At 39.8% G+C, this 23570-nt stretch carries 26 protein-coding genes; 2 read left to right on the forward strand and 24 right to left on the reverse strand.

Annotated features, from left to right (window positions below; all coding sequences use genetic code 11):
* Nucleotides 1-56 precede the first annotated feature (56 nt).
* From DTK66_RS08070 to DTK66_RS08185, 24 genes are all read right to left on the reverse strand, one after another.
* A complete protein-coding gene (locus DTK66_RS08070; protein WP_153930417.1) occupies nucleotides 57-353 on the reverse strand; it encodes a glycine cleavage system H family protein in 297 nt (98 codons plus the stop codon).
* 14 nt (nucleotides 354-367) lie between these two features.
* The gene (locus DTK66_RS08075; RefSeq protein ID WP_191668340.1) at nucleotides 368-1561 is read right to left on the reverse strand and encodes an FtsW/RodA/SpoVE family cell cycle protein; all 1194 of its coding nucleotides are present in this window, start codon (nucleotides 1559-1561) and stop codon (nucleotides 368-370) included.
* 48 nt (nucleotides 1562-1609) lie between these two features.
* Nucleotides 1610-1834 carry a DUF2969 domain-containing protein gene (locus DTK66_RS08080; protein ID WP_191668341.1) on the reverse strand — a complete coding sequence of 75 codons (225 nt, stop codon included), beginning with the start codon at nucleotides 1832-1834 and terminating at the stop codon, nucleotides 1610-1612.
* Between the two features lie 26 nt (nucleotides 1835-1860).
* Entirely contained in the window at nucleotides 1861-2094 is a 234-nt protein-coding gene (gene yidD, locus DTK66_RS08085) for a membrane protein insertion efficiency factor YidD (protein ID WP_191668342.1), read from the reverse strand.
* A gap of 6 nt (nucleotides 2095-2100) precedes the next feature.
* Nucleotides 2101-3093 carry a rod shape-determining protein gene (locus DTK66_RS08090; protein WP_153930420.1) on the reverse strand — a complete coding sequence of 331 codons (993 nt, stop codon included), beginning with the start codon at nucleotides 3091-3093 and terminating at the stop codon, nucleotides 2101-2103.
* A gap of 115 nt (nucleotides 3094-3208) precedes the next feature.
* Entirely contained in the window at nucleotides 3209-4525 is a 1317-nt protein-coding gene (murA, locus tag DTK66_RS08095; RefSeq protein WP_153930421.1) for a UDP-N-acetylglucosamine 1-carboxyvinyltransferase, read from the reverse strand.
* An 18-nt stretch (nucleotides 4526-4543) separates the two neighbouring features.
* Nucleotides 4544-4807, reverse strand: a complete 264-nt coding sequence (locus DTK66_RS08100) for a DUF1146 family protein (protein ID WP_153930422.1) — start codon at nucleotides 4805-4807, stop codon at nucleotides 4544-4546.
* 134 nt (nucleotides 4808-4941) lie between these two features.
* Complete coding sequence (locus DTK66_RS08105) at nucleotides 4942-5370, reverse strand: F0F1 ATP synthase subunit epsilon (protein WP_153930423.1); 429 nt, start codon at nucleotides 5368-5370, stop codon at nucleotides 4942-4944.
* 11 nt (nucleotides 5371-5381) lie between these two features.
* Nucleotides 5382-6809: a F0F1 ATP synthase subunit beta gene (gene atpD, locus DTK66_RS08110; RefSeq protein ID WP_153930424.1), complete on the reverse strand. Its 1428-nt coding sequence runs from the start codon at nucleotides 6807-6809 to the stop codon at nucleotides 5382-5384.
* A gap of 25 nt (nucleotides 6810-6834) precedes the next feature.
* Nucleotides 6835-7782: a F0F1 ATP synthase subunit gamma gene (locus DTK66_RS08115; protein ID WP_191668343.1), complete on the reverse strand. Its 948-nt coding sequence runs from the start codon at nucleotides 7780-7782 to the stop codon at nucleotides 6835-6837.
* A gap of 35 nt (nucleotides 7783-7817) precedes the next feature.
* Nucleotides 7818-9353, reverse strand: coding sequence for a F0F1 ATP synthase subunit alpha (atpA, locus tag DTK66_RS08120; protein WP_153930425.1), 1536 nt, complete (start codon nucleotides 9351-9353; stop codon nucleotides 7818-7820).
* A gap of 39 nt (nucleotides 9354-9392) precedes the next feature.
* Entirely contained in the window at nucleotides 9393-9935 is a 543-nt protein-coding gene (locus tag DTK66_RS08125) for a F0F1 ATP synthase subunit delta (protein ID WP_153930426.1), read from the reverse strand.
* On the reverse strand, nucleotides 9925-10443 hold the full coding sequence (gene atpF / locus DTK66_RS08130; protein WP_153930427.1) for a F0F1 ATP synthase subunit B: 519 nt from the start codon (nucleotides 10441-10443) through the stop codon (nucleotides 9925-9927). Before atpF ends, DTK66_RS08125 begins: the two co-directional genes overlap by 11 nt.
* Before the next feature lie 46 nt (nucleotides 10444-10489).
* The gene (gene atpE, locus DTK66_RS08135; protein ID WP_003666561.1) at nucleotides 10490-10708 is read right to left on the reverse strand and encodes a F0F1 ATP synthase subunit C; all 219 of its coding nucleotides are present in this window, start codon (nucleotides 10706-10708) and stop codon (nucleotides 10490-10492) included.
* A 24-nt stretch (nucleotides 10709-10732) separates the two neighbouring features.
* Nucleotides 10733-11440, reverse strand: a complete 708-nt coding sequence (gene atpB, locus DTK66_RS08140; RefSeq protein WP_153930428.1) for a F0F1 ATP synthase subunit A — start codon at nucleotides 11438-11440, stop codon at nucleotides 10733-10735.
* 294 nt (nucleotides 11441-11734) lie between these two features.
* On the reverse strand, nucleotides 11735-13006 hold the full coding sequence (locus DTK66_RS08145) for a solute carrier family 23 protein (RefSeq protein WP_153930429.1): 1272 nt from the start codon (nucleotides 13004-13006) through the stop codon (nucleotides 11735-11737).
* 154 nt (nucleotides 13007-13160) lie between these two features.
* Nucleotides 13161-13934, reverse strand: a complete 774-nt coding sequence (locus DTK66_RS08150) for a YibE/F family protein (RefSeq protein ID WP_191668344.1) — start codon at nucleotides 13932-13934, stop codon at nucleotides 13161-13163.
* On the reverse strand, nucleotides 13931-15046 hold the full coding sequence (locus tag DTK66_RS08155) for a YibE/F family protein (RefSeq protein ID WP_191668345.1): 1116 nt from the start codon (nucleotides 15044-15046) through the stop codon (nucleotides 13931-13933). Before DTK66_RS08155 ends, DTK66_RS08150 begins: the two co-directional genes overlap by 4 nt.
* Before the next feature lie 104 nt (nucleotides 15047-15150).
* On the reverse strand, nucleotides 15151-16878 hold the full coding sequence (gene ptsP, locus DTK66_RS08160; protein WP_153930432.1) for a phosphoenolpyruvate--protein phosphotransferase: 1728 nt from the start codon (nucleotides 16876-16878) through the stop codon (nucleotides 15151-15153).
* 115 nt (nucleotides 16879-16993) lie between these two features.
* Nucleotides 16994-17629, reverse strand: a complete 636-nt coding sequence (upp, locus tag DTK66_RS08165) for a uracil phosphoribosyltransferase (protein ID WP_153930433.1) — start codon at nucleotides 17627-17629, stop codon at nucleotides 16994-16996.
* 85 nt (nucleotides 17630-17714) lie between these two features.
* Nucleotides 17715-18743, reverse strand: coding sequence for an L-threonylcarbamoyladenylate synthase (locus tag DTK66_RS08170; protein WP_191668346.1), 1029 nt, complete (start codon nucleotides 18741-18743; stop codon nucleotides 17715-17717).
* Between the two features lie 5 nt (nucleotides 18744-18748).
* Entirely contained in the window at nucleotides 18749-19615 is an 867-nt protein-coding gene (prmC, locus tag DTK66_RS08175; protein ID WP_191668347.1) for a peptide chain release factor N(5)-glutamine methyltransferase, read from the reverse strand.
* On the reverse strand, nucleotides 19608-20690 hold the full coding sequence (prfA, locus tag DTK66_RS08180; protein WP_172971266.1) for a peptide chain release factor 1: 1083 nt from the start codon (nucleotides 20688-20690) through the stop codon (nucleotides 19608-19610). Before prfA ends, prmC begins: the two co-directional genes overlap by 8 nt.
* 9 nt (nucleotides 20691-20699) lie before the next feature.
* Nucleotides 20700-21290 (reverse strand): thymidine kinase, encoded by a 591-nt coding sequence (locus DTK66_RS08185; protein ID WP_191668348.1) that lies wholly within the window; start codon nucleotides 21288-21290, stop codon nucleotides 20700-20702.
* Between the two features lie 234 nt (nucleotides 21291-21524).
* On the opposite strand from DTK66_RS08185, the gene DTK66_RS08190 reads away from it, so the two are divergent.
* Nucleotides 21525-22862 (forward strand): Mur ligase family protein, encoded by a 1338-nt coding sequence (locus DTK66_RS08190; protein WP_191668349.1) that lies wholly within the window; start codon nucleotides 21525-21527, stop codon nucleotides 22860-22862.
* The gene (locus DTK66_RS08195; RefSeq protein ID WP_153930438.1) at nucleotides 22862-23569 is read left to right on the forward strand and encodes a type 1 glutamine amidotransferase; all 708 of its coding nucleotides are present in this window, start codon (nucleotides 22862-22864) and stop codon (nucleotides 23567-23569) included. Before DTK66_RS08190 ends, DTK66_RS08195 begins: the two co-directional genes overlap by 1 nt.
* Nucleotide 23570: the final 1 nt, after the last annotated feature.

Below are 23570 nucleotides of genomic sequence, written 5' to 3' on the forward strand. Positions count from 1 at the left end.
CTAGGTCTAAAGACATTAATTAAAAACGGTTGGGGGATTTTCCCTCAACCGTTTTTTTAATCTTTAACTTCTACAATCCAATTTTTGGCTTCATCAGTTGAATTTAATCCAGCTGGATCATCGATAATGCCTTCATTGATTTTAACGATTTTACCATCAATAGGGCTATCAACATCCGTTACTGCCTTTTCTGCTTCAACCGCAATAAATTTATCATTGTGCTTAAGCGTTGTCCCAGCTGCTGGGACATCAACAAAACTTACCGCACCAAGCTCATCTCGACCAGTATCATTTAAGCCTACGCGCTTGGTACCGTCAGCTTGTTCCTTTACCCAAAAATAACTTTTTGCCATTTTATACATCCCCATTATCTAAAATCTCGGTTACTACTAAACATATATGAATGGTGGTGGTAACGCATTGACATTACCATTCCAATCCCAATTAAATTACCAATTAATGAAGACCCACCAGCACTAATAAATGGCAATGGAATACCAGTTAGTGGTAACAAGCCAATGTTCATTCCAATATTCTCAAAAACGTGGAATAAAATCATCATAATAACTCCAGTTGAAATGTACGCATAAAATTCATTTTTCGTATCAAATGTTACCCGAATCATTAAATAAATCAGCAATAAATAAATTAAGATTAATAAAACTCCACCAATAAAGCCAAAATTCTCACCAATAACTGAGAAAATCATATCGGACTCACGAACCGGAACATATACTTTCGAGTTATTAAAACCAGTACCTGTAATACCACCAGATCCAACAGCTTTAATACTTTGCCAAAGTTGATAACCTTGGTTTGTCGTATCCTGTTCTGGATGAAGCCAAGTATCAACCCGATCGAATTGATAAGCTTGAAAACCAATATGTTCAAGAATCTGTCGTCCGACATTACTTGTTACCATCGCTAGGGCAGATCCACCAATAACAACCAGTGCTGTGGCTGCCGGAGCAATGATCCGCCACGTAACTCCAGAAACAAGGATCATTCCACAAAAGATTGCAAAGAAAACCAATCCTGTCCCAAAATCATTTTGGAATTTTAATGAAATCAAAATTGGTAATAACCATAAAAACATTGTTCCAATTAGTTTCCAATCTGAATCAATTGTATGAACGCTATAGCGATTATTATGAGTTGTAATAACCCGGCCCATCATCAAAATATAAGCTGGTTTCATTATTTCTGATGGTTGAAAGGTAAATGGACCAATTGCAAACCAACTTTTTGCTCCTGTACTTGCATAATATGCCCGACTATAAAATACCAGAATAGCAAACATCAGAAACACACTTAACCAGTATACAATTGGTGCTAGTTTCCACAATTGCTCGGCATCAAACTGCATAATTACGACAATTAAGATTGTCCCAACAGCATACCAAACTAATTGTGTAATAACTTGTCGTGCTACACTAGTTTGCTGCCGGTCATGGACTGCTGCTACATAAATCGATGCTAATCCGATTAATGCTAGTAAGAGAACACAAAATATTATTCCCCAATCAATCCGACTCTCAACATCATTTTGTGAACGTTGCATTACCAAACTCCTTTACAAATTATTAATCAAAGAGGATGGTTCACCAAACTAATGCTGGTGAAGATGATATTGTTGAAGGACCATTTCCAATCCTTCTTCTTGCGAACGAACATAAAATTCGCTCTGACTGCCTATCAGCATCGCTTTGAAACGCTCATTATCAGTTACGACTTCCCCAATCAACCGGTCACCAATAAAAATCTGCTGAACAGGTTGATTACGACGTTCAATATCTTTAACGCTGACTTCTATTTTTTTATCTTTCTTTGACACTTTTTCACCCTTAATAACTATTATTGCTACTGACGACGAAAAGTAAAATGATTTGGTACAGGATCATAGCCGCCATGAGAGAAAGGCTGGCAACGTAGAATCCGCCATAGTCCTAACAGAATCCCCTTTATTCCAAACCGTTGAAGGGATTCTAACATATATTCTGAACAGGTTGGCATAAACCGACAAACCCGATACGGGCGGCGTGCTGAAATCCCCTGCTGGTACCAGCGGATCAACTTACACAATATCCTTACCACGTATAATTACTTCTTCCGTTCTGTCTTTTGCATCCGTTCCAACATTTCACCTGCACCTTTGGCAACATTGTCCAATGGGTCTTGAGATACAACAACCGGTACCTTTAAACGGGCACTAAATAATTGATCAATTCCCTTTAGTAATGAAGTACCACCGGTTAACATTATTCCGCGGTCAATAATGTCACTAGCTAGCTCAGGAGGAATAGTCTCCAAAACATTGATGGCAGCTGAAACAATTTGTTCAAGCGTATCATGTAACGCTTCTTCAATCTCATTTTCATTTACAGTGATTTGCTTTGGCATACCACTTGCCACATCACGTCCACGAACGTCCATTGTTTCAGGATCATCAACACGTAATGCTGTTCCTAATTCCATCTTAATTTTTTCTGCAGTATGTTCACCAATCACTAAGCCATGCTTATTTTTAATATAAGAAGCGATATCACTATTCATCTTGTCACCAGCCATCCGAATTGATTGGCTAGAAACTATGTCACCTAATGAAAGGATTGCAATATCACTAGTACCGCCTCCCATATCAATTACCATGTTTCCACGGGGCTTAAAAATATCTAAGCCAGCACCAATTGCGGCAACTTTAGGTTCGTATTCAAGGTAAACTTTTCCGCCTCCTGATTGCTCAGCAGCCTGAATAATCGCCTTACGCTCAATTTCCGTAATGTTAGTTGGCGCGCAGATCATAATATTTGGCTTTGACATAAACCCTTTGACACTCAACTTACCAATAAAGTAAGAAAGCATTTCTTGAGTAACATCAAAATCAGAAATAACACCATCTTTTAATGGACGAATAGCCCGAATGTTGCTTGGTGTTCGCCCAACCATCCGGTAAGCTTCCGATCCAACAGCCAATACTTTATTGGTCTTTGTATCAACCGCAACAACAGACGGTTCATTTAGAACGATGCCCTTGCCTTGAACATAAATCAAAACATTGGCAGTTCCTAAATCAATTCCAATATCCTTTGCCATTAATTTCTTCTCCTTCTAGCTAGTTAAGTGTTAACACTAAACTCGTTAATATCGTTCGTAATTATACCACAAAATAGGGAGTAAGGCAGAAGTCGCTTATGATTTCACCTTTTCTCTAATCTTGGTTTGTTTTATTTTTAGCTGACTTTACAGCTAACTTAATTTTATCGTCAACGTCAATCCGATCAATCTTTGCCCCTAATTGCCGTAACTTTTGGTGAAGATGATAGTAGCCACGATCAATATATTTGAGATTACGTACTTGGGTAATCCCATCCGCAGCAAGTCCAGCTAAAACTAATGCCGCGCCTGCTCGCAAATCAGAAGCCGCAACTTCTGCACCGCTAAAATGTGTTGGTCCATTTAAAACCGCAACTGGTCCATTAATCTGGAATTCAGCATTCATCCGGCGTAATTCTTCAAGATGCATGAAGCGCTTTTCGAAAATAGTTTCATCAAGAGTACTTGTCCCATTCGCTAACAGTTGTAAAACAGATATCTGGGGCTGCAGGTCAGTCGGAAAGCCAGGATATGGAAGCGTCTTAATATTAGTCGGCAGCAAAACCGATGTCCCTAACACCCTAATCCCATCTTGTTGAACAACCACTGTTACACCCATTTCTTCTAATTTTGCAATTAAAGAAGAATTATGTTCAGCAATTGCACCCTCAACAATGACGTCTCCGTTAGTAACAGCAGCCGCAATCATAAATGTTCCCGCTTCAATCCGGTCTGGCATTACATAGTGTTCACACCCATGTAAGAAATTAACACCTTGAATGCGGATAACTTCTGTCCCCGCACCATGAACACGAGCACCCATTTTGTTAAGCATATTTGCAAGATCAACAATTTCTGGTTCACTTGCCGCGTTTTCAATCGTTGTTATTCCTTGAGCAAGAGTCGCCGCCATCATAATATTTTGTGTCGCTCCGACACTAGGAAAATCAAGGTAAATATGGTCACCAATTAAATGCTCAGCATGAGCTTCTAAATAGCCGTCATGCTGCTCAATAACCGCGCCTAATTGACGAAGTCCTTTTAAATGAAGGTCAATCGGTCGAGAACCAATTGCGCAGCCACCTGGCAAGGCTATTTGAGCATGACCAGTTCGAGCAAGTAACGGGCCTAATACAACCATCGATGCTCTCATTCGGCTGACATACTCTAATGGCGCTTCAGACGATACTGGGTTAGAAGCGTCCAATGCTAATAAGTGGTTCTCTTCATCAAAGTTGACTTTTATATTTAAAAACCGCAACAACTGGTTCATTGTTGTTACATCTGATAGAATCGGGACATTGGATAATTGGATACTTCCACTTGAAGCAAGAATCGCAGCTGCTTGAATCGGCAATACAGCGTTTTTTGCTCCTTCAACTCTTACCCGACCAGCTAATCGTTGTCCACCCTTGACAATAATCTTCTCCATAAGTTCCTCCAGTAATAACTATCGAATTAAATAGGTCAAGTTACCAATTGCGCTTAGGATATTGAGAAAAAATGTTGCACATAAATATCCTAGCCCAGTGGCCATTAAAACAATAAGTAAAGGTAATGTTCGTGGTGGTCGGTTAAAAAAACGCTCAAAGTGAATACCTTGAATAGCAGCAAACGCTAACCAAACAAAGGCAAACTGGACAACAATCTCTATTAGTGCCCTCAAACCTGTAATTTGCAATCGATCACCTTCTTTTAAACTAAATTTAATCATATCATATCACACCATTAAATTACTGTTTTATAAAAAAGCTTAACGTTATATTAAATAAGATCCATTTTGAAGCAAAAAAAAAGGACTAATGACATTCGTCACAATCCCTTTAATATTCTCAAAATTTAATTTGCCTAAATATTGCGTTGCTTAGAAGCATTCAAACGATTAATAGCACGTTTGAGGTGAACCTCTGCTCGTGACAAGTCATTTTGGTTATGCTTCTTCTTTGCTTCTGCAATAGCAGATTCAGAGCGCTCCTTAGCTTTTTGAGCACGCTCAACGTCAATTGCTTCAGGCATTTCAGCACTATCAGCTGCGATTATAGCGTTATGACCATCAAATTGAATGATTCCACCATTAACAGCAGCAACTTCATCAGTGCCCTCAGAATGTTTAATTCGGACTGTACTGATTTCTAGCGCAGCAATTAATGGTACGTGGTTGGCCATAACACCCATTTGTCCACCCGCAGTGTTCATCACGAGCATTGTGACCTTATCATTATCATAGACGGTGCCATCTGGAGTAATAATAGTGACCTTAAAAGTATTTTCAGCCATAATTATCCCTCCTAGTCTTCTGAGCTATTTTCGTCAGTATCAGCTTTCATTTTCTTTGCCTTTTCAACAACGTCTTCAATTGGTCCAACTAATCGGAATGCTTCTTCTGGAAGATCATCATACTTACCAGCAAGGATTTCCTTAAAGCCTTTAATTGTCTCTTTTAGTGGAACATACTTACCAGGTAAACCGGTAAATTGAGAAGCAACGCTAAAGCTTTGTGAAAGGAAGTTTTGAATCCGCCGTGCACGAGCAACGATAGTTTTTTCTTCATCAGATAATTCATCCATACCTAAAATGGAGATGATATCTTGAAGTTCATGGTATCGTTGCAGAACATGCTGAACCTGAGTAGCTACTTCATAGTGTTCTTTCCCAACAATTTCAGGGGTAAGGGCTGTTGAAGTTGAAGCAAGTGGATCAACGGCAGGATAAATACCAATTTGAGTCAATCGACGTTCCAAGTTGGTAGTTGCATCCAAGTGAGCAAAGGTAGTTGCTGGAGCAGGGTCGGTATAATCATCGGCAGGAACATAAACGGCTTGAATAGACGTAATTGAACCCTTCTTGGTAGAAGTGATTCGTTCTTGCAACTGACCCATTTCAGTAGCTAATGTTGGTTGGTAACCAACGGCAGAAGGAATCCGTCCTAAAAGAGCAGAAACTTCTGAACCCGCTTGTGTAAACCGGAAAATGTTATCAATAAAGAGAAGAACATCTTGACCTTTTACATCACGGAAGTATTCCGCAATCGTCAACCCAGTCAAGGCAACCCGCATCCGGGCACCCGGTGGTTCGTTCATCTGACCATAAACCATGGCCGTCTTTTCAAGAACTCCAGAGGCCTTCATTTCATAGTACATATCATTACCTTCACGAGTACGTTCACCAACACCCGTGAATACTGAAATACCATTATGACCTTGAGCAATATTATGAATCAATTCCTGAATCAAAACAGTTTTACCAACACCGGCACCACCGAATAGACCAATCTTACCACCACGAACATATGGAGCTAACAGATCAATAACCTTGATCCCTGTTTCCAAAATTTCGGTAGCATTGTTTAAGTCATCATACTTTGGTGCATCACGGTGAATAGGCATCCGCTTTGCATCAGGACCAAATTTCGGTCCGTTGTCAACAGGTTCACCTAAGACGTTAAATACTCGTCCCAGAGTATCGTCACCAACTGGTACACTAATTGATGCACCAGTGTTTTCAACTTCCATACCCCGTTGAAGACCATCAGTACCGTCCATGGCAATTGTCCGAACGACTCCATCACCTAATTCTAGGGCAACTTCAGTCGTCAAAACCTTGCCATCGCTTTCCTTAATCTTCAAAGCGTCGTTAATTTCAGGAAGTTTTTCGTCTAAGGGAAATTCAACATCAACAACTGGTCCGATAACTTGTAGAACTTTACCAGAACTCATGTTGTTTCCTCCTACGTTAGAAATATTATTCTTGGGCTGTCATACCACCAGTAATTTCTGTAATTTCGGTGGTAATGGCAGCTTGCCGTGCTCGGTTATATTGCAATTCGAGAGTTGAGATAATATCATCGGCATTATCTGTCGCTGAACGCATTGCATTAGCACTTGAAGAGTGTTCTGATGTTTTAGCATCGAGAATCGCTCCATAAATCAAACTTTCTGCGTATTGAGCTACCAACGCAGAAATGATTTCCGTATCTGACGGTTCAAACTCATACTCAGCTGAAACATGAGCAGTACTTACTTCAGAATTATTTAGTTCTTGGTTACTTTCAGCACTAAGCTCATCATCATCGAGTAATGATTTTTCCGTAATTGGAAGTACATCATGTACAATAACCTTTGATGTAATTCGATTAACATAATGGCTATAAACCATGTACATCTCATCAAATACTTGGTCACTGTACATTTGAACAGCAGTTTTTACTATGCTATGAACTTCACGATAAGTAGGAACATCACTAACGCCTGAATATTCATAAACGACATTCATGCCGCGTTTCTTAAAAAATTCTGTTCCTGTCTTACCAACCGTCAAGAAAACGGTGTTGTCTTTATCAAGATTGTGCTTAGCCATCATATCTAGCGTCTGTTTGATAATATTACTATTGTAACTACCAACCAAACCCCGGTCAGACGTAATCACAAGCACCCCAGTTTTTTTAACTGCGCGCTTTTTAAACAGTGCAGCGTAAACATCATCTTGCGAAGCTGCAGATGTTGCGCTGTGAGATTTAACCAGATCAGACAACATTTGCTTAACCTTCTCAGCATATACTTCGTAGGTCTGAGTGTGGTGTTGAATTTGATTCAGTTTTGCGGTTGAAACCATTTGCATCGCCGAAGTAATTTGGCGTGTACTTTTTGTGGAATCAATCTTATGTTTAACTGCAGCGAGTGAAGCTGGCACTAAATCTCACCGTCCTTTCGACTAATCATTATTAACTATTTTTCTTCGGCAACTTGCTTGTTGTCTTTGCTCCCCTGAAATGATTCAGAGAACTTCGCAACAGCATTTTGCAAGTCATCGCCTTCTGGTAACTTACCAGTCTTCTTAATGGTGTCGTAGAGGTCTTGGTGGTTAGCATGCATGTAAGCAGCCAATTCACTTTCATAGCGTTGAACATCCTCAATTTCGACCTTATCAATAAAGCCACGAGAAAGAGCAAATAATGTTACAACTTGTTCTTCTACTGGTAGCGGATCATGTAAGCCTTGCTTTAAGACTTCCATTGTCCGTTGACCACGTGCTAATTTGGCTTGCGTAGCTGCATCCAAATCAGAGCCGAATTGGGCAAATGATGCCAATTCGTTGTATGAAGCGATATCCAAACGTAATGTACCAGCAACTTTCTTCATTGCCTTAACCTGTGCGTCACCACCAACACGCGAAACTGATGTACCAGCATCAATGGCTGGCCGTTGACCTGCGTAGAATTCATCTGAATCCAAGAAGATCTGTCCATCAGTAATAGAAATAACGTTAGTTGGGATATATGCGGAAACGTCACCTGCTTGCGTCTGAATAATTGGCAAGGCAGTCATTGAACCTCCACCAAGATCATCAGACAAACGAGCAGCACGCTCTAGCAACCGTGAGTGAGTATAGAAAATATCACCAGGGTAAGCTTCACGACCAGGAGGCCGGCGAAGAATCAATGAAAGTTCACGGTAAGCATCAGCTTGCTTTGAAAGATCATCATAAACAATTAATACATCCTTACCATTGAACATGAATTCTTCACCCATCGCTGCTCCTGCATATGGTGCAATATACAACATTGGTGCAGGATTAGAAGCACTAGCAGAAACAACAATTGTGTAATCTAGGGCTCCATATTTCCGAAGGGTTTCAACACTAGCCCGAACGGTTGATTCCTTTTGACCAATCGCTACGTAAATACAAATTACGTCTTGGTTCTTTTGGTTAATAATAGTGTCCAAAGCAATGGCAGTCTTACCAGTCTTACGGTCACCAATAATCAATTCACGCTGTCCACGACCAATTGGAACTAAGGCATCAATAACCTTAATACCAGTTTGAAGTGGCACACTAACACTCTTACGCTCCATAACACCTGGAGCTTTACGTTCAATCGGGCGAGTCTTATCCGTCTTGATCTCACCAAGGCCATCAATTGGACGTCCTAATGAGTCAACAACCCGTCCTAATAATGCATCACCAACGGGTACTTCCATGATTCGACCCGTCCGTTTAACGGTGTCGCCTTCCCGAATGCCTGTGTAATCTCCTAAAATAACAATACCAACATCATTACTTTCGAGGTTTTGAGCCATTCCGTAGACCCCGTTATTAAATTCGAGCAACTCACCTGCCATAGCGTTATCTAAGCCATCGGCACGAGCAACCCCATCACCAACGTAGGTAACAGTACCCGTTTCTTCGACAGATACTTTATCTTGGTAGTTGGCGAGTTGTTTTTTGATGAGTGAACTGATTTCCTCAGTTTTAATGCTCATAAAGGTCTCACCTCTTTGAAAAAAGATCTATTTATCTAATTATCTAACTAGTAAACGACGAATTTGCTTAATCTTTGAGCTGAGACTACCATCCAATGTCTTATTATTAACATGGACAATAACCCCACCTAAAATTTCTGGATCAACATGTTCAGTTAAAGTAACTTCATTAGCGCCAAAGCGTTGTGCAAGGTTTGCTTTTAGTTGATCCTCTTGTTGTTTATCGAGTTGGATCGCTGTGGTAACGTCAGCATGCATCCGTTTCTTTTTACGGTCATACCGCCGTTCAAACTCATCAATAATTGCGACCATGCAGTCGATGCGGCCGTAATCAAAAACCATTTGAATTAAGTTTGCAACATACTTTGAAGCACCCTGCTTTAAATTCTCAATCAATGATTTCTTTTCATCAAGTGACAGTTGAACCCCCGCAAGTGCGGTGTCCAATCCCTCGTTGTCCTCAAAGACTTGGCGTAAAGCAATTAATTCTTGATAAGTTTGATCGAGTTCGTTATCAGCATCGACCAATTCAAACAGTGCCTTTGCGTAACGCTCAGCTACTGTCTTCTTATCAAGACTCATGTTCTACCAACCCTTCAATATAGGAATCGATCAATTGTTTTTGATCGTCTGCCTTTAATTCTTTTTGGATGAGTTTGGAAGCAATCTCAATAGATAAGTTTGCAACGTCATCCTTAGCACTGTTTAATGCATCGCGACGTGCTTGTTCAGCATCTTGCTGTGCTTGTTGCTTGAGAGCTTGTGCATCTTTTTGTGCCGTTTCGACAATTTGTGCTCGTTGAGTTTCCCCTGATTTTTTAGCATTGCTTACAATCTCAGCAGCCTCTTGACGGGAATTTTGTAACTCAGCTTGACGCTTAGCAGCCATCTTTTCAGCACTTTCACGTGAACGAGCAGCATTATCAATGTCATTAGCAATCTTGTCCGCACGCTTTTTCATCATGTCTGTTACCGGTTTCCAAGCAAAATGCTTTACCAATAACATCAAGATAATGAAAGTAACGATGTAGAATACTAAGTCACCAATGTATAAACTGTTTGATTCAGCTAACACACTGTTTACAAACATCTATTGACACCTCCTTATCTTAAAATTAAAAACTCAATTAAAATAATTACTTGTTCATAACAAGGAAGCCAATAACGATGGCAATAATAGGCATGGCTTCAATCAAACCAACACCAATAAACATCGTTGCTTGTAATCTACTTTGTAATTCTGGTTGACGTGCGATACTGTCAACAGTGTGTCCGATTAAGATACCGTCACCGATACCACCACCGATAGCGGCACCCATAGCCGCGAGTCCTGCAGCAATTGCTCCTAATGCCATTTTAAAATTCCTCCTTAGGGATTATTATTCGGAAATCTTCCGAGAAATATAAACCGTCGTTAATGTTACAAAGACATATGCCTGAATTGAACCAATAAATACGGAGAATCCTTGCCATGCAAGTTCCAAAATCAATCCTGGAATAATGGTCAAGGCCCCATGTGAGAATGCCATGTTGGCGATTAAACTCATCAAAAGTTCACCGGCAAAAATGTTACCAAAGATACGGAGACCTAGAGTTAAGAAGTTAGCAAAATCTTCGATGATATTAACAGGAAGCATTAAAGTAAACGGCTTAGTGTACCCTTTAAGATATCCACCAAGACCATTATGAGCTACCCCAGCAGCATGGGCTAATACCATTACCATCAAAGAAAGGGTTAACGTAACAACTGGATCTGCCGTTGGACTTCTAAGTATTTCAGCCCCGTTCCAATGGAATTGGAAAATCAAACCGAATTGGTTAGCAAAGAAGATGAAGACAAACAAAACAAACGCAAAGAAACTATAATGTCCTTGTTCCGATGCTGGCATCTGACTTCGTACAATTCCGTTAGTGAAATCTACTAGCCATTCAAATACGTTTTGTGCGCCAGTAGGTTTCATTTGGATCTTTCGTGACATCCCGTAAAGAGTGAAGAACACGATTGCGTAGATAATCAGTCCAGAAACAATATTCGTTGTATTGAAAGTGAGTCCGAAAAGCTTAAAAGTTAAAGCATCACCGCCCATTCATATTCCACCTCTTTCCTTATAACAATAATTTGGCTTGTAAATTGGACGAACGTTGCAAATAAAACGAACTACCCCAAGTTACGAATGTTAATATATCATTAATTTGATTAAAATTCAAAAAAATATTGGCAATAACTCCCCCTACTAATCGACTGATAATACTAATAAGAAAGCGCTTTTTAGATATTTTACAAACTTTTTATTTCAATCTGTATTTCATTGAACCTTTCTTTTGTTTTTGTCTTTTAAAGCAACGAAAAAGCAGGCTAAAGTGCCCGCTACATTAATACCTTATACTTCGCTCTTGGCTTTTGCCGGTAAAATCAAATTCATCACGATCCCCAATATTGCAGCTACTGCCAGCCCAGAAAACTGATACTTACCTAATTGTAAATAAGCATTACCGATTCCAATAACTAGGATAACTGACGAAATCATTAAATTTCTCTTTTCATTAAAGTCAATCTTATTTTCAATCATCACTCGTAATCCGCTCGATGCGATTACCCCAAATAATAGAAACGATATCCCCCCAATTACGGGCGAAGGGATAGATTCAATTAATGCACTTAACTTACCAATAAAGCTAAAAAAGATCGCAAAAATAGCAGCCCCCGCAATAACATAAACAGAATGAACACGTGTAATTGCCATTACCCCAATATTTTCACCATAACTAGTAACTGGCGGTCCACCAACAAAACCAGCAATAATTGAAGCAGTTCCATCGCCTGCAAGGGTATGATTTAAGCCAGGATCTTTGAAATAATTTCGTTCTGTAAGTTCGTTTAAGACCATAATATGACCAAGATGCTCTGTCATTGTAACAAAGGCAATGGGCGCCATACTTAAAATTGCTCCCCAGTAAAGCTGCGGATGATAACTAATAAATGGTAGTTGAAATGCTGGCAAACTAAACCAATGTGCTTTCATAACTGGTGTAAAATTAACGACCCCAAACAAGACCGCGATAACATAACCGGCAACAATCCCCATCAAAATCGGAATCAAGCCTAAAAAGCCCTTAAAATACATATTAAACGCTACTGTCACCACCATCGTTAACATGGCTACAGCAAAAAATCGTAAGTCATAATGCCCAGTTGTTGCGTTAATAGTCGCATCTTTGGCCGCAGTACCAGCCAATGAGAGACCAATCACGACAACAATCGGTCCAACAACAATCGGTGGCAAAACCCGATCAATCCATTTGGAACCGATCCTTGATACAATTACGGCCACAACTAAATAAACACACCCAACAGCAATTGTCCCTTGGGCAATCCCTGGATAACCAGTCGTTTTCATCAATGCCATCATTGGAACAACAAACGAAAAACTAGATCCCATATAAGCTGGAATTTTGTGTTTTGTAATAAGCAAGTACATTAGCGTGCCAACTCCAGAACTAAATAGCGCAATTCCGGGGTTCAATCCAACTAAAATCGGTACTAAAACTGTCGAGCCAAACATTGAAAACATGTGCTGTAACGATAAGCCAAACCAATGTCCCGGTGTGGGACGCTCATCAACATCCAACACCACATTATCACGATGTGCCATAAGATCCTCCTAAGAAAAAACGACCTTGGAAACCGTGCTCCAAAGTCGTCTCATCCTAATAATAGCCTCCTTAAAAAGGCTATCTTGAATTTATCCGTACCTTTGAAGCCTCACGGGACTTCACTTAAAGGTCTATTTATAAGTTATTCGTATACTACTTTGTTTTCATTGAATTGTCAACAACTGATTTTCGTCGTTTCGTCATTACCCACGCAGTCATTGGGACAGTAATTAGAACCCCGATAAATGAAATCAAAATTTCAATCATTTCTGCTACAAAAATTTTGTTATTCATAATTGTTCCAAATGAATAATGCAGACCTAAGAACCAAATAAATAACGCTAAAAAGCCGCCAAAGAAGCCAAAAAATAATGTATTAAAAGTCGTACCAATTATTTGGCGGCCAATTGCCATCCCGCTATGAATTAACTGCCGATTTGTTCGTTCGGGATGATTTTCAAGAATTTCAGTTAGTCCTGACGCGATTGCCATGGCAGCCTCAGCGATGGCCCCGAGCGTACTCAAAATCGTGGTGGTGACGGAAACCTTTAAATAGCTAATCCCAATGAGGATTGACATTCCTTCTAATTCATCACTATCTTCAGTGCCAAATCCCTGAACCATCGCCCAATGTTCAACAGCAAAAATCAAAATAAGGATTAACCCCAACACAATTAGTGAGGAATAAAAGGCAGTAATTGTCGTCCGCAAATCATCCTCACCCATAAAAATCGTTATCGCTAAAATTGTAATCCCAATAGTCACCGTTACAAAAAGCGGCGGAACATGAAATGCCACTAAAATAATTGCAAAATAAAGAAAGCCAAAATTAAGCAATAAACTCAAAAAGGCGGTCCAACCTTGCTTGCCACCAACGAGAACCATCAAGATAAGAAGGACTAACCCTAAACCGGTAATTGTTGTCATTTGCGGGTCCCCTTTCCTAATAATAATGCGCCAAAAAGACTAACAAGCGGAACCGATAAAACAATTCCAATCCCGCTAATAAGACTTTGAATTGTTCCTAAACTCATATTCATCGCATAAGTATAGCCCCACGAATTCCCATTTTTAATATATAAAAGGCTTCCGGTAAATGTATCAACCATAAAAATTAAGAAAAGGACATTCACAAGTGGTCCCATGATTGATTTTCCAACATTACGTCCCGATATAAATAATTGCTTTCTGGTTACTTGTGGGTTCAGTTGCTTTAATTCAAAAAGGGTGGCGATAATATCACTTGACTCATCCATTACTGCTCCTAACGAACCTAGTAAAGTTTCTGCCAAAAACAGCGGTCGCGGTACCTGAGTAACATATTCCATCGATTCATAATAAACGCCTCGTTCATGCGTCCAACTAAATACTAAAACACTTACTCCTAAGGCAACAAATGTACCAATAACGGTGGCTGCAAAGGTCGCAAGCATCCGTTTGCTAAAGCCAAGAACTAGCAATAGGCTAATAAAAGTAAAAATAATTGCGAGTACGCTAAAAAGCAACATTATATGCTGACCATTTTGCTTTAAGTCAATTTCAATTGCAATTAAAAATAAAATTGCATTAATCACTACACTAATAAGCGCAAGTAATCCTGCATGTCCCATTAATAATAACAACATTAAAGTAACAAGCCAAAGTAAGAAAACAATAACGGTATCACGCTTATAGCCATCAACATTGGCGGAAAGTTTTCCGTTTTGTTTACGAACTTGAGTTAGAAAAATATCATTTCCAACGCGGTAACGTTGGTCCATGGGCTGTGAGTCGCTATAAGTATTTTGAACTGTTAATACCTGCCCCTGATATTTTCCATTCATCATTCTAACTTTTAACTGCTGGTTGTATTGGTGGTCAACATTTTCAAACTGATCCTTTGTTTTTCGTTTTCCAGTTGTTTTTTCACTAATTACCTTTGCAATTGGTTGCTGATAAAACCGCTCATTATGGCTAGTAAAAAAGAGAATTCCTCCTCCAATAATTACTAAGGCAATTAATAGCCATTTTTTTTGCTCCGTCCAGAACCCTTTAGCCACATCTTGTCCCCTCCTTATAAAAAGCAAAACTATTGCTATTTTACTATTAACTCCCAGTAAAAAAAGGATCTAGGAATAATCTTTACTTTTCCTAAATCCTTTTGTTAATTTTCTAATAGCCATTTTTGGACTAGTTCTTTTACCGCAGGCATTGAATCACAAGTTGTAATTGCCTCTTGATAAAGTTCCTCACACTTTTGACGGTCAAGTTTTCTCATCATTGATCGCGTCCGAAGAATTGAACTGGCACTCATTGAGTAAACATCTAATCCCATCCCAATCAATAAAGGCAACGCATACCGATCGCCAGCCATCTCTCCGCACATTGCAACAACTGTATTATGGGTATGCCCAGCGTCAATAATATGTTTAATTAGTTTTAAGAAGGTCGGATTTAATGGTTGATAGAGATACGAAACTGCATCGTTACCACGATCAGCAGCAAAACAATACTGAATTAAGTCATTCGTGCCAATACTAAAAAAATCAACTTCAGAAGCTAACCGGTCGGCATTAAGAGCAGCAAGCGGCACTTCAATCATCATTCCCAAGCGAATATCTTGGCCGATTTGCGGATGATTAACAGCCAATTTTGCCTGTTCTTCATAATAAATCTTCTTTGCCGCTTGTAATTCCTCTAGCGTAGTTATCATTGGAAACATAATACTGATTTTACCGTACTCAGATGCCCGTAACAGCGCCCGCAACTGCGTCCTAAACATCGCTGGACGATCAAGCGCAATCCGAATTGCACGATAGCCTAAAAAAGGATTCATTTCTTTAGGAAGAGGCATAAAACGAAGCGGTTTGTCGCCACCAATATCAAGAGTCCGCACCACTAGCCGTTTTCCATTTAATTGTTCTACCGCTCGCCGATAAGCTATAAACTGCTCATCTTCTGTTGGCAAGTGATCACTTTTCATATAAAGGAATTCTGTCCGAAAAAGACCAACACCGTCCGCACCATTTTCAATTGCTGCGGAAATATCAACTGAAGAACCAATATTAGCAGCTATTTTATACTTATGTCCATCCGCTGTCACAGACGGCTGATCAATCATTTGCTGCCATTGTTCACGAATATTCATAAACTTATTAGCAATTTTTTGATACTGCTCAATATCTACAGATGAAGGATCAATTATAGCATTCCCCTCAAAGCCATCAATAATCATTTCTTGACCGTTCTCAACCCGGTCAGTAACATCATTACATCCAACAATCGCCGGTATCTGTAATGATCGTGCCATGATTGCGGCATGACTTGTTCGGCCCCCGAGATCTGTAATAATTCCTTTAACAAAACGTGCATCCATTTGTGACGTATCTGAAGGACCAATTGAATGAGCAACTACAACTACCGGGTGATCTAGTGAACGAAGGTTGGGAAGTTCTTTCCCTTCTAACTTTGCAAGTACCTGGTCATGGATATTTTGAAAGTCAGCCGCTCGTTCCTGCATGTATTCATTACCAGTCATTGCCTGAAGTGTTCGGATTGCTTTTAAAATCACTTCGGTAAAGGCCGATTCAGCATTTAAACGTTGGTTCGTTATTCTTGTTTCAACCTGTTTGATCATCTCTGGATCATTTAGTATTGCGATATGAGTATCAAAAATTGCAAGGTCTTCATCACTAAGCTTACCTGTTAAATTCTTTTTAGTTGTTTTTAAGTTAATTACAATATCATCAAACGCATTATGTAATCGTTGCTTTTCTGCAGTTACATCGCTAATATGATACTTTTCAAAACTCAGATTTGGCTTCGTTAGTAAATAAGCCGGCGCAATGCCAACCCCATCACTGGCTGCAATACCGTTGATACGGATCTCCATTTATTGATCCCTCTTTTCTGTTATATTACTTATTATAAGCGAAAGCCGTTTCAGCGCAAAACGATATTTAAAAAATAAAAAGCCACGGCATCTCTACCATAGCTTTAAACTTAAATTACTTAGTACCAAAGAGGCGATCACCTGCATCACCCAATCCTGGAACGATATAACCATCTTCGTTAAGGTGGTCATCTAATCCAGCAGTATAAATATCAACATCAGGGTATGCTTCACGAACTGCCTTAACACCTTCAGGAGCAGCAACCAAGCAAGCAAATTTCATATTTTGCTCTTGGCAGCCACGCTTCTTTAATGCTTCGATTGCCATCATTGCTGAACCACCAGTAGCAAGCATGGGGTCAACAATAAATAATTGCCGTTCAGTAATATCATTTGGCAATTTTACAAAGTATTCGTGAGGCTTTAAGGTTTCTTCATCACGGTACATGCCAATAAAACCAATCTTCGCTGCAGGAATGAGGTCCGTCATCCCGTCAACCATTCCTAAACCAGCCCGCAAAATTGGGATAATTGCAACCTTTTTCCCCGCAAGTTCCTTTTGAGTCGTCTTAGCAATCGGGGTTTCAATTTCAACGTCTTTTAATGGCATATCACGTGCAACTTCATATGCCATTAACGTTGAAATTTCCTTAACAGTTTCCCGGAAAAACTTTGTCCCAACATTTTTGTCCCGAATCATTGTTAACTTGTGTTGAATCAGCGGATGATCAATAACTTCAAATTTACCCATGCTAAAATACACTCCTTTGAATTTCTCCACTATTCTACCAGAAAAAGCAAGGCGTGACAAAAAAACTTAACAAGTTTTTATATGCTTACTTTAGGATAGTCTGATTAAAATGCATCCCACCCGCTGACTTGTTTAGCCGGTTCATATAAGCACCGCCGAGGTCATGAGCAGGGAATGCTTGCGTTACAATTGCCTTAACATTTGGCTGGTCATCGAACTGACGTAATCCATCAAAAAGACGAGCACTTGCATCTTGAACGTTTTTTCCTAACGAAAACTGAATTGCATTCATTGGCGAGACTTCTTGTTGCAAAATCTTTTCTTCAGCCATCATCCCAACGTCAAATGGTTGTTCTTTAATCCAGGCAACGACTTTATCCCAGTCAGTATCTGTATCGACAATGTACACCTGTGCTTTAGGTGCATAGTGCTTATATTTCATTCCAGGCGCCTTAGGAGTTTCATTTTTACCAACCTTGTGATGATTAAGATCAATTGATCCGATTACCGCTTCTATATCTTTCTTTGTCACTGCGCCCGGTCGTAAAATTACTGGTTGATCCGTTGACATATCAAGAACCGTTGACTCTACTCCTACCCGTGTTGGGCCGTTATCAAGAATCCCAGCAATTTTACCATGCAAGTCGTGATATACATGCTGAGCCGTTGTTGGACTAGGCTTCCCGGAAGTGTTAGCAGAAGGCCCAACGATTGGAACTCCTGCTTTTTCGATTAAGTCAAGGGTTGGTTGACAATCTGGAAAACGAAAAGCCACCGTCTTTAAACCGCCAGTTACCGTTTTAGAAAGAGCGTTCTTTTTGATTTTTAAAATAATTGTTAGGGATCCGGGCCAAAACTTTGCCATTAGTTTACGAGCATTATCAGGAATCTCGGCGGCGTATTTTTCAACCATCGCGATTGAATTAACATGAACAATTAATGGATTATCACTCGGGCGTCCCTTTGCAAGATAAACATTTTTAACTGCTGCTTCGTTTGTTGCATCTGCGCCTAGACCATAGACGGTTTCCGTTGGAAAGGCAACTAATTCACCACGTTTTATCGCTACAGCTGCTTGATCAGTTTCACCATTTCGAAAAATCCGTGTATCCATTCTTACTATCTTCCTCCTGCGTCTGAAAAATCCCATGCGTGTATCATCCTCATTTTTCCTGCCACATCATGTCGTGGACATATCTGTGCGTGTTTGTCAGTTTGGTGTAATAAAACTTGAATTGATTCTTCCTGATCATAACCAGTCTCACCGAATAATTGACCATTAGTCCGTAGATAGCGGCCTATTGTCTTAAATAACCGATGGTAAAAACCGAGCCCATGCTCATTTGCAAATAGGGCCAATGCTGGTTCATTAGCTAACACGGCTTGATCAATCATATCAGTGTCAGCTCGGTCAATATATGGCGGATTGGTTACAATTAAATCAAATTGTTGGGAAATGTTAGCAAATAAATCACTTTGGATTAAAGGTAGCTTTAATCCAAAGGTGGTCATATTTTGTCTGGCAACGTTCAGGGCAGCCGAAGAAATATCACTTAGAGTTACATCCCAACTAGGGCGCTCTAGTGCTAATGTAATCCCAATAACGCCACTGCCAGTTCCTAAATCAAGCACTTTTAATGGATCAGGCGGCGTTGTTGCCAATACCCATTCGACTAACTCGGCCGTTTCTGCTTCAGGTATTAAAACATTTTTATTCACCTTAAATGTACGACCATAAAACGGGGCCTGCCCAACAATATATTGAGCAGGCTCATGATTAAGCAGCCTTTTAATTGCACTATGCCACCACTCTGCTTCACTATCTGGCATTTGATCACGGTTATGCAACAGTAAATGGGTGGCATCCCAGTTGTGTAGTTGTTGGAGTAAGAATTGCGGGGCATGAGGGTCGACATCCGTACCATTAAGTTGCTCTTTTGCCCACCGTTGAGCCATAAAATAATTTTGTGGCGTAAAATTATTCATTCCGTAATTGCTCCAACTTTTGCGTTTGATCAGCTACAATCAGTGCTTCAATAATCTCATCTAAGTCGCCCGCCATAATCTTATCTAACTTATTTAGGGTTAAGCCGATTCGGTGATCAGTAACCCGATTTTGCGGATAATTATATGTCCGGATCCGTTCTGAACGGTCACCAGTACCAATGGCATCTTTTCGTTTTTGGTCATATGCACTCTGTTCTTGTTGTTGGTAGTAGTCATATACCCGTGACTTTAAGATTCGCATCGCCTTAGCACGGTTTTGTTGCTGAGATCGTTCATCTTGCATTGCGACCACAATTCCTGTTGGAAGGTGGGTCATCCGCACCGCTGAAGATGTCTTGTTAACGTGCTGTCCACCAGCACCACTTGAACGGTAGACATCAACACGAATGTCTTTCGGATCAATATCGACATCCACGTCTTCTGCTTCCGGCATCACACCGACCGTGGCAGTAGATGTGTGAACCCGGCCAGCGGATTCAGTAACCGGAACACGCTGAACCCGATGAGCGCCATTTTCAAACTTAAGCTTAGAGTAGACCTTATCCCCGGTAATCATGAGGGCAATTTCCTTAAATCCACCGACCTCAGTCTCATTACGGTCAACAACTTCAACTTTCCATCCTTGTTTTTCTGCATAGTGGAGGTACATATTGTAAAGATCAGCCGCAAAAAGACTAGCTTCATCCCCACCAGCAGCACCACGAATTTCCATAATAATGTTCTTATCATCATTAGGATCTTTAGGGATCAAGAGGATTTCAAGCTGCTTTTCTAGCTGCGCCTGTTCCTCTTTCGCTTCTGCTAGTTCTTCTTTAGTTAAGGCAACCAAGTCATCATCATTAGTTTCTCGTAATAATTCTTCATCATCATTGACGGTTTGCGTAACTTTTTTATATTGATTATACTTTTCTACTGTTTCTCGCAAGCTTCCTTCTTCTTTGGAAAGCTTCATAAAACGCTGAGAATCAGCAATAACTTCAGGATCACTAATTAATTCATTTAATTCATCATATCGGTCAGCAACCGCTTGAAGCTTATCGAAAATTTCTTCCATTTCCATTTTCTATTGTTCCTCCTGTTGTGGTTTTAGTTGGGGATGAAAATAGTGCTTTCGGCATACAGGGTAATATGATTCGTTGCCACCAATTTGGACCTGTTCACCCTCATATACTGGTTTGCCATTATGAATTCGCAAGTTCATTGTCGCTTTATGCGGGCAGAACCAACAAATTGTTTTCATTTCCTCAATCTTATCAGCATAAATTAGCAAGTACTTGGAACCTTCAAATAATTCATTGCGGAAATCATTCTTTAGGCCAAATGCCATTACTGGAATATTTAGCTCATCAACAATTTTGATTAATTGTAAGACATGCTCCTTCTTTAAGAACTGGGCTTCATCAATCAATACACAATATACTTTATGGTCCATCTTATTGACGTAATCATAGATATTCGTATCGTCCATTACTGGTTTGACTTTTCTTTCTAAACCAATTCGACTAGCAATCACTCCCTGGCCAGATCGATTGTCAACACCACTCGTCATCAATACAACAGGTTTCCCTTGCTCTTCATAATTATGAGCAACTTTTAAAATATCGATTGACTTACCGGAATTCATCGCGCCATATTTAAAGAATAGTTGTGCCACTACAATTGCTCCTTTTTGTTTGCATAGTACTCTTCATTATATCCAAAAATTTGTGTCATTTAAATAGTTCCACGTTGGAAGAAAACTATTTTTTTACAACAAAAGACTTAAAGCTTATAATAATTTCATCTTAATAACTTTCTTTTTATCACCGTTAAGCTTAAAATTAAACGGTAAAATTTAAACATCAAAATTGTAGCATTTACAATTAACATGAAAGGAATGCACTCATTCATGACAGTTCGAAGTTCATTTGCCGAATTTGCCGGGCGGTCAAGCTATTGGTTTCTCCATACATTTATGAATGGCGGAAGCTCTCTGCCAGGAAAACTAACACTAAAGCTTGATCCCAACATTCTGCAAGCCTTTAGCAAAAAATACGACCTTGTAATTATAACTGGGACCAATGGAAAGACACTTACTACCGCTTTGAGTGTCCGCGTCCTCCGCGAGAAATACGATCAAGTACTTACAAACCCAACTGGTTCTAACATGGAACAAGGAATTGTAACCACTTTTATCACCGCGCCCCGCCCAAAGAAAAAAGGATTAGCTGTTCTTGAAGTCGATGAAGCAAATGTAGTAAAAGTATGCCAATACATTACCCCAATTGCTTTTGTGTTTACTAATATTTTTCGTGACCAAATGGACCGCTACGGCGAGATTTACACAACTTACGATAAAATCTTAAAGGGGGTTAAGTTAGCACCACAAGCCACAATTATCGCAAATGGCGATGAACAACTATTTAACAGCAAAGATTTACCAAACCCTGTTATTTACTATGGTTTTAATCATGAAGAAAAAGAGCCATTTAATGCCCCAGCTAACACTGACGGTCTTCTTTGTCCTAAATGTCAACACATTTTAAAATATCGAATGCGGACTTATGCTGGTCTTGGTAATTATTTCTGCCCTAACTGTGGATTCCACCGCCCAGCCTTAACCTATGCCGTAACTAAAATTGATAAGCTTACGCCCACGCATTCAACTTTTGAGATCGATGGTCAAAAATATACTATCGGAATTGGGGGGCTATACAATATTTATAATGCACTAGCTGCTTACTCGCTTGGCCGCTTTCTCGGTGTTAGTCAAGAACAAATCAAAGATGCTTTTGAATCCGATGAGCGGGTCTTTGGCCGACAAGAAGTTATTAATGTCGATGGGAAACAAGTAACCCTCATTCTCGTTAAAAATCCAGTTGGTCTTAACCAAGTTCTTGATATGATTGAAACCGATGATAAACCATTTAGTTTTGCTTTCTTATTAAATGCTAATTATGCCGATGGGATTGATACGAGTTGGATTTGGGATGGTGATTTTGAAAAACTTACCCAACACCAAATTCCACAATATATGACTGGTGGAGAACGCTATAAAGATATCACCACCCGCTTAACCATGGCCGGTATAAAGGAAATGTGGCATGAACCAGACCTTACCCAAGTGATTGATAAAATCAAAGATATGCCAACAGAGCATGTATATATTCTTGCTACCTACACTGCCGTCCTACAACTACGGAAGCAGTTAGCAGACAAGGGATACATCAAAGGAGGAATGGACTAATGACAGCATATCATTTACACCTTGCTCATCTGTATGGTGATCTTTTAAATACTTATAGCGATGTTGGTAATATCATTGCCTTACAATATTATGCTAAACAAATGGATGCTGATATTGATGTCAAAGTTATTAGTATTGATGATGACTTTAATCCTGATGATTTTGACTTAGCACTCTTTGGTGGCGGACAGGATTATGAACAATTAGTTGTTTCAAAAGACCTCCCCAACAAACATGACGCGATTGACAAGTTTATCAATGAAGGCAAGCCGCTTTTAGCCATATGCGGTGGCTATCAATTACTCGGCCATTATTATATCGGTGCTAATGGTGAAAAGATTCCTGGTCTAGGGATCCTTGACCATTATACTTTAAGCCAAGATAATCATCGCTTCATCGGGGACATTACAATAAAAAATGAAGATAGCGGTCAAGAATATCATGGCTTTGAAAACCATAACGGTCGAACATTTATCGGAAAAGGAGAACGTCCCCTCGGAAAAGTCATTTCTGGAAACGGTAATAATGGTGAAGATCAAACCGAAGGGGCAATCTATAAAAATACTTACTGTTCATATTTCCACGGACCAATCTTAACGCGTAATGGTGAAATTGCTAAAAAAATTCTTCTCGCCGCTCTTGAATATAAGTACCCTAGTGCCGATCTCAGCAGCCAAAAAGCGCTTAAAATCGAGCCGACATTTTAGT

The organism is Limosilactobacillus walteri, assembly GCF_014830205.1.
GTDB classification, from domain to species: Bacteria; Bacillota; Bacilli; order Lactobacillales; family Lactobacillaceae; genus Limosilactobacillus; species Limosilactobacillus walteri.

What these genes read in the sequence shown, in the direction of transcription:
- DTK66_RS08070 (WP_153930417.1), bottom strand. Translation starts at nt 353, where the DNA reads ATGGCAAAAAGTTATTTTTGGGTAAAGGAACAAGCTGACGGTACCAAG.
- DTK66_RS08075 (WP_191668340.1), bottom strand. Translation starts at nt 1,561, where the DNA reads ATGCAACGTTCACAAAATGATGTTGAGAGTCGGATTGATTGGGGAATA.
- DTK66_RS08090 (WP_153930420.1), bottom strand. Translation starts at nt 3,093, where the DNA reads ATGGCAAAGGATATTGGAATTGATTTAGGAACTGCCAATGTTTTGATT.
- murA (WP_153930421.1), bottom strand. Translation starts at nt 4,525, where the DNA reads ATGGAGAAGATTATTGTCAAGGGTGGACAACGATTAGCTGGTCGGGTA.
- DTK66_RS08100 (WP_153930422.1), bottom strand. Translation starts at nt 4,807, where the DNA reads ATGATTAAATTTAGTTTAAAAGAAGGTGATCGATTGCAAATTACAGGT.
- DTK66_RS08105 (WP_153930423.1), bottom strand. Translation starts at nt 5,370, where the DNA reads ATGGCTGAAAATACTTTTAAGGTCACTATTATTACTCCAGATGGCACC.
- atpD (WP_153930424.1), bottom strand. Translation starts at nt 6,809, where the DNA reads ATGAGTTCTGGTAAAGTTCTACAAGTTATCGGACCAGTTGTTGATGTT.
- atpA (WP_153930425.1), bottom strand. Translation starts at nt 9,353, where the DNA reads ATGAGCATTAAAACTGAGGAAATCAGTTCACTCATCAAAAAACAACTC.
- DTK66_RS08125 (WP_153930426.1), bottom strand. Translation starts at nt 9,935, where the DNA reads ATGAGTCTTGATAAGAAGACAGTAGCTGAGCGTTACGCAAAGGCACTG.
- atpF (WP_153930427.1), bottom strand. Translation starts at nt 10,443, where the DNA reads ATGTTTGTAAACAGTGTGTTAGCTGAATCAAACAGTTTATACATTGGT.
- atpE (WP_003666561.1), bottom strand. Translation starts at nt 10,708, where the DNA reads ATGGCATTAGGAGCAATTGCTGCAGGACTCGCGGCTATGGGTGCCGCT.
- atpB (WP_153930428.1), bottom strand. Translation starts at nt 11,440, where the DNA reads ATGGGCGGTGATGCTTTAACTTTTAAGCTTTTCGGACTCACTTTCAAT.
- DTK66_RS08145 (WP_153930429.1), bottom strand. Translation starts at nt 13,006, where the DNA reads ATGGCACATCGTGATAATGTGGTGTTGGATGTTGATGAGCGTCCCACA.
- DTK66_RS08150 (WP_191668344.1), bottom strand. Translation starts at nt 13,934, where the DNA reads ATGACAACAATTACCGGTTTAGGGTTAGTCCTTCTTATCTTGATGGTT.
- ptsP (WP_153930432.1), bottom strand. Translation starts at nt 16,878, where the DNA reads ATGGAGATCCGTATCAACGGTATTGCAGCCAGTGATGGGGTTGGCATT.
- upp (WP_153930433.1), bottom strand. Translation starts at nt 17,629, where the DNA reads ATGGGTAAATTTGAAGTTATTGATCATCCGCTGATTCAACACAAGTTA.
- DTK66_RS08170 (WP_191668346.1), bottom strand. Translation starts at nt 18,743, where the DNA reads ATGGATACACGGATTTTTCGAAATGGTGAAACTGATCAAGCAGCTGTA.
- prmC (WP_191668347.1), bottom strand. Translation starts at nt 19,615, where the DNA reads ATGAATAATTTTACGCCACAAAATTATTTTATGGCTCAACGGTGGGCA.
- prfA (WP_172971266.1), bottom strand. Translation starts at nt 20,690, where the DNA reads ATGGAAGAAATTTTCGATAAGCTTCAAGCGGTTGCTGACCGATATGAT.
- DTK66_RS08190 (WP_191668349.1), top strand. Translation starts at nt 21,525, where the DNA reads ATGACAGTTCGAAGTTCATTTGCCGAATTTGCCGGGCGGTCAAGCTAT.
- DTK66_RS08195 (WP_153930438.1), top strand. Translation starts at nt 22,862, where the DNA reads ATGACAGCATATCATTTACACCTTGCTCATCTGTATGGTGATCTTTTA.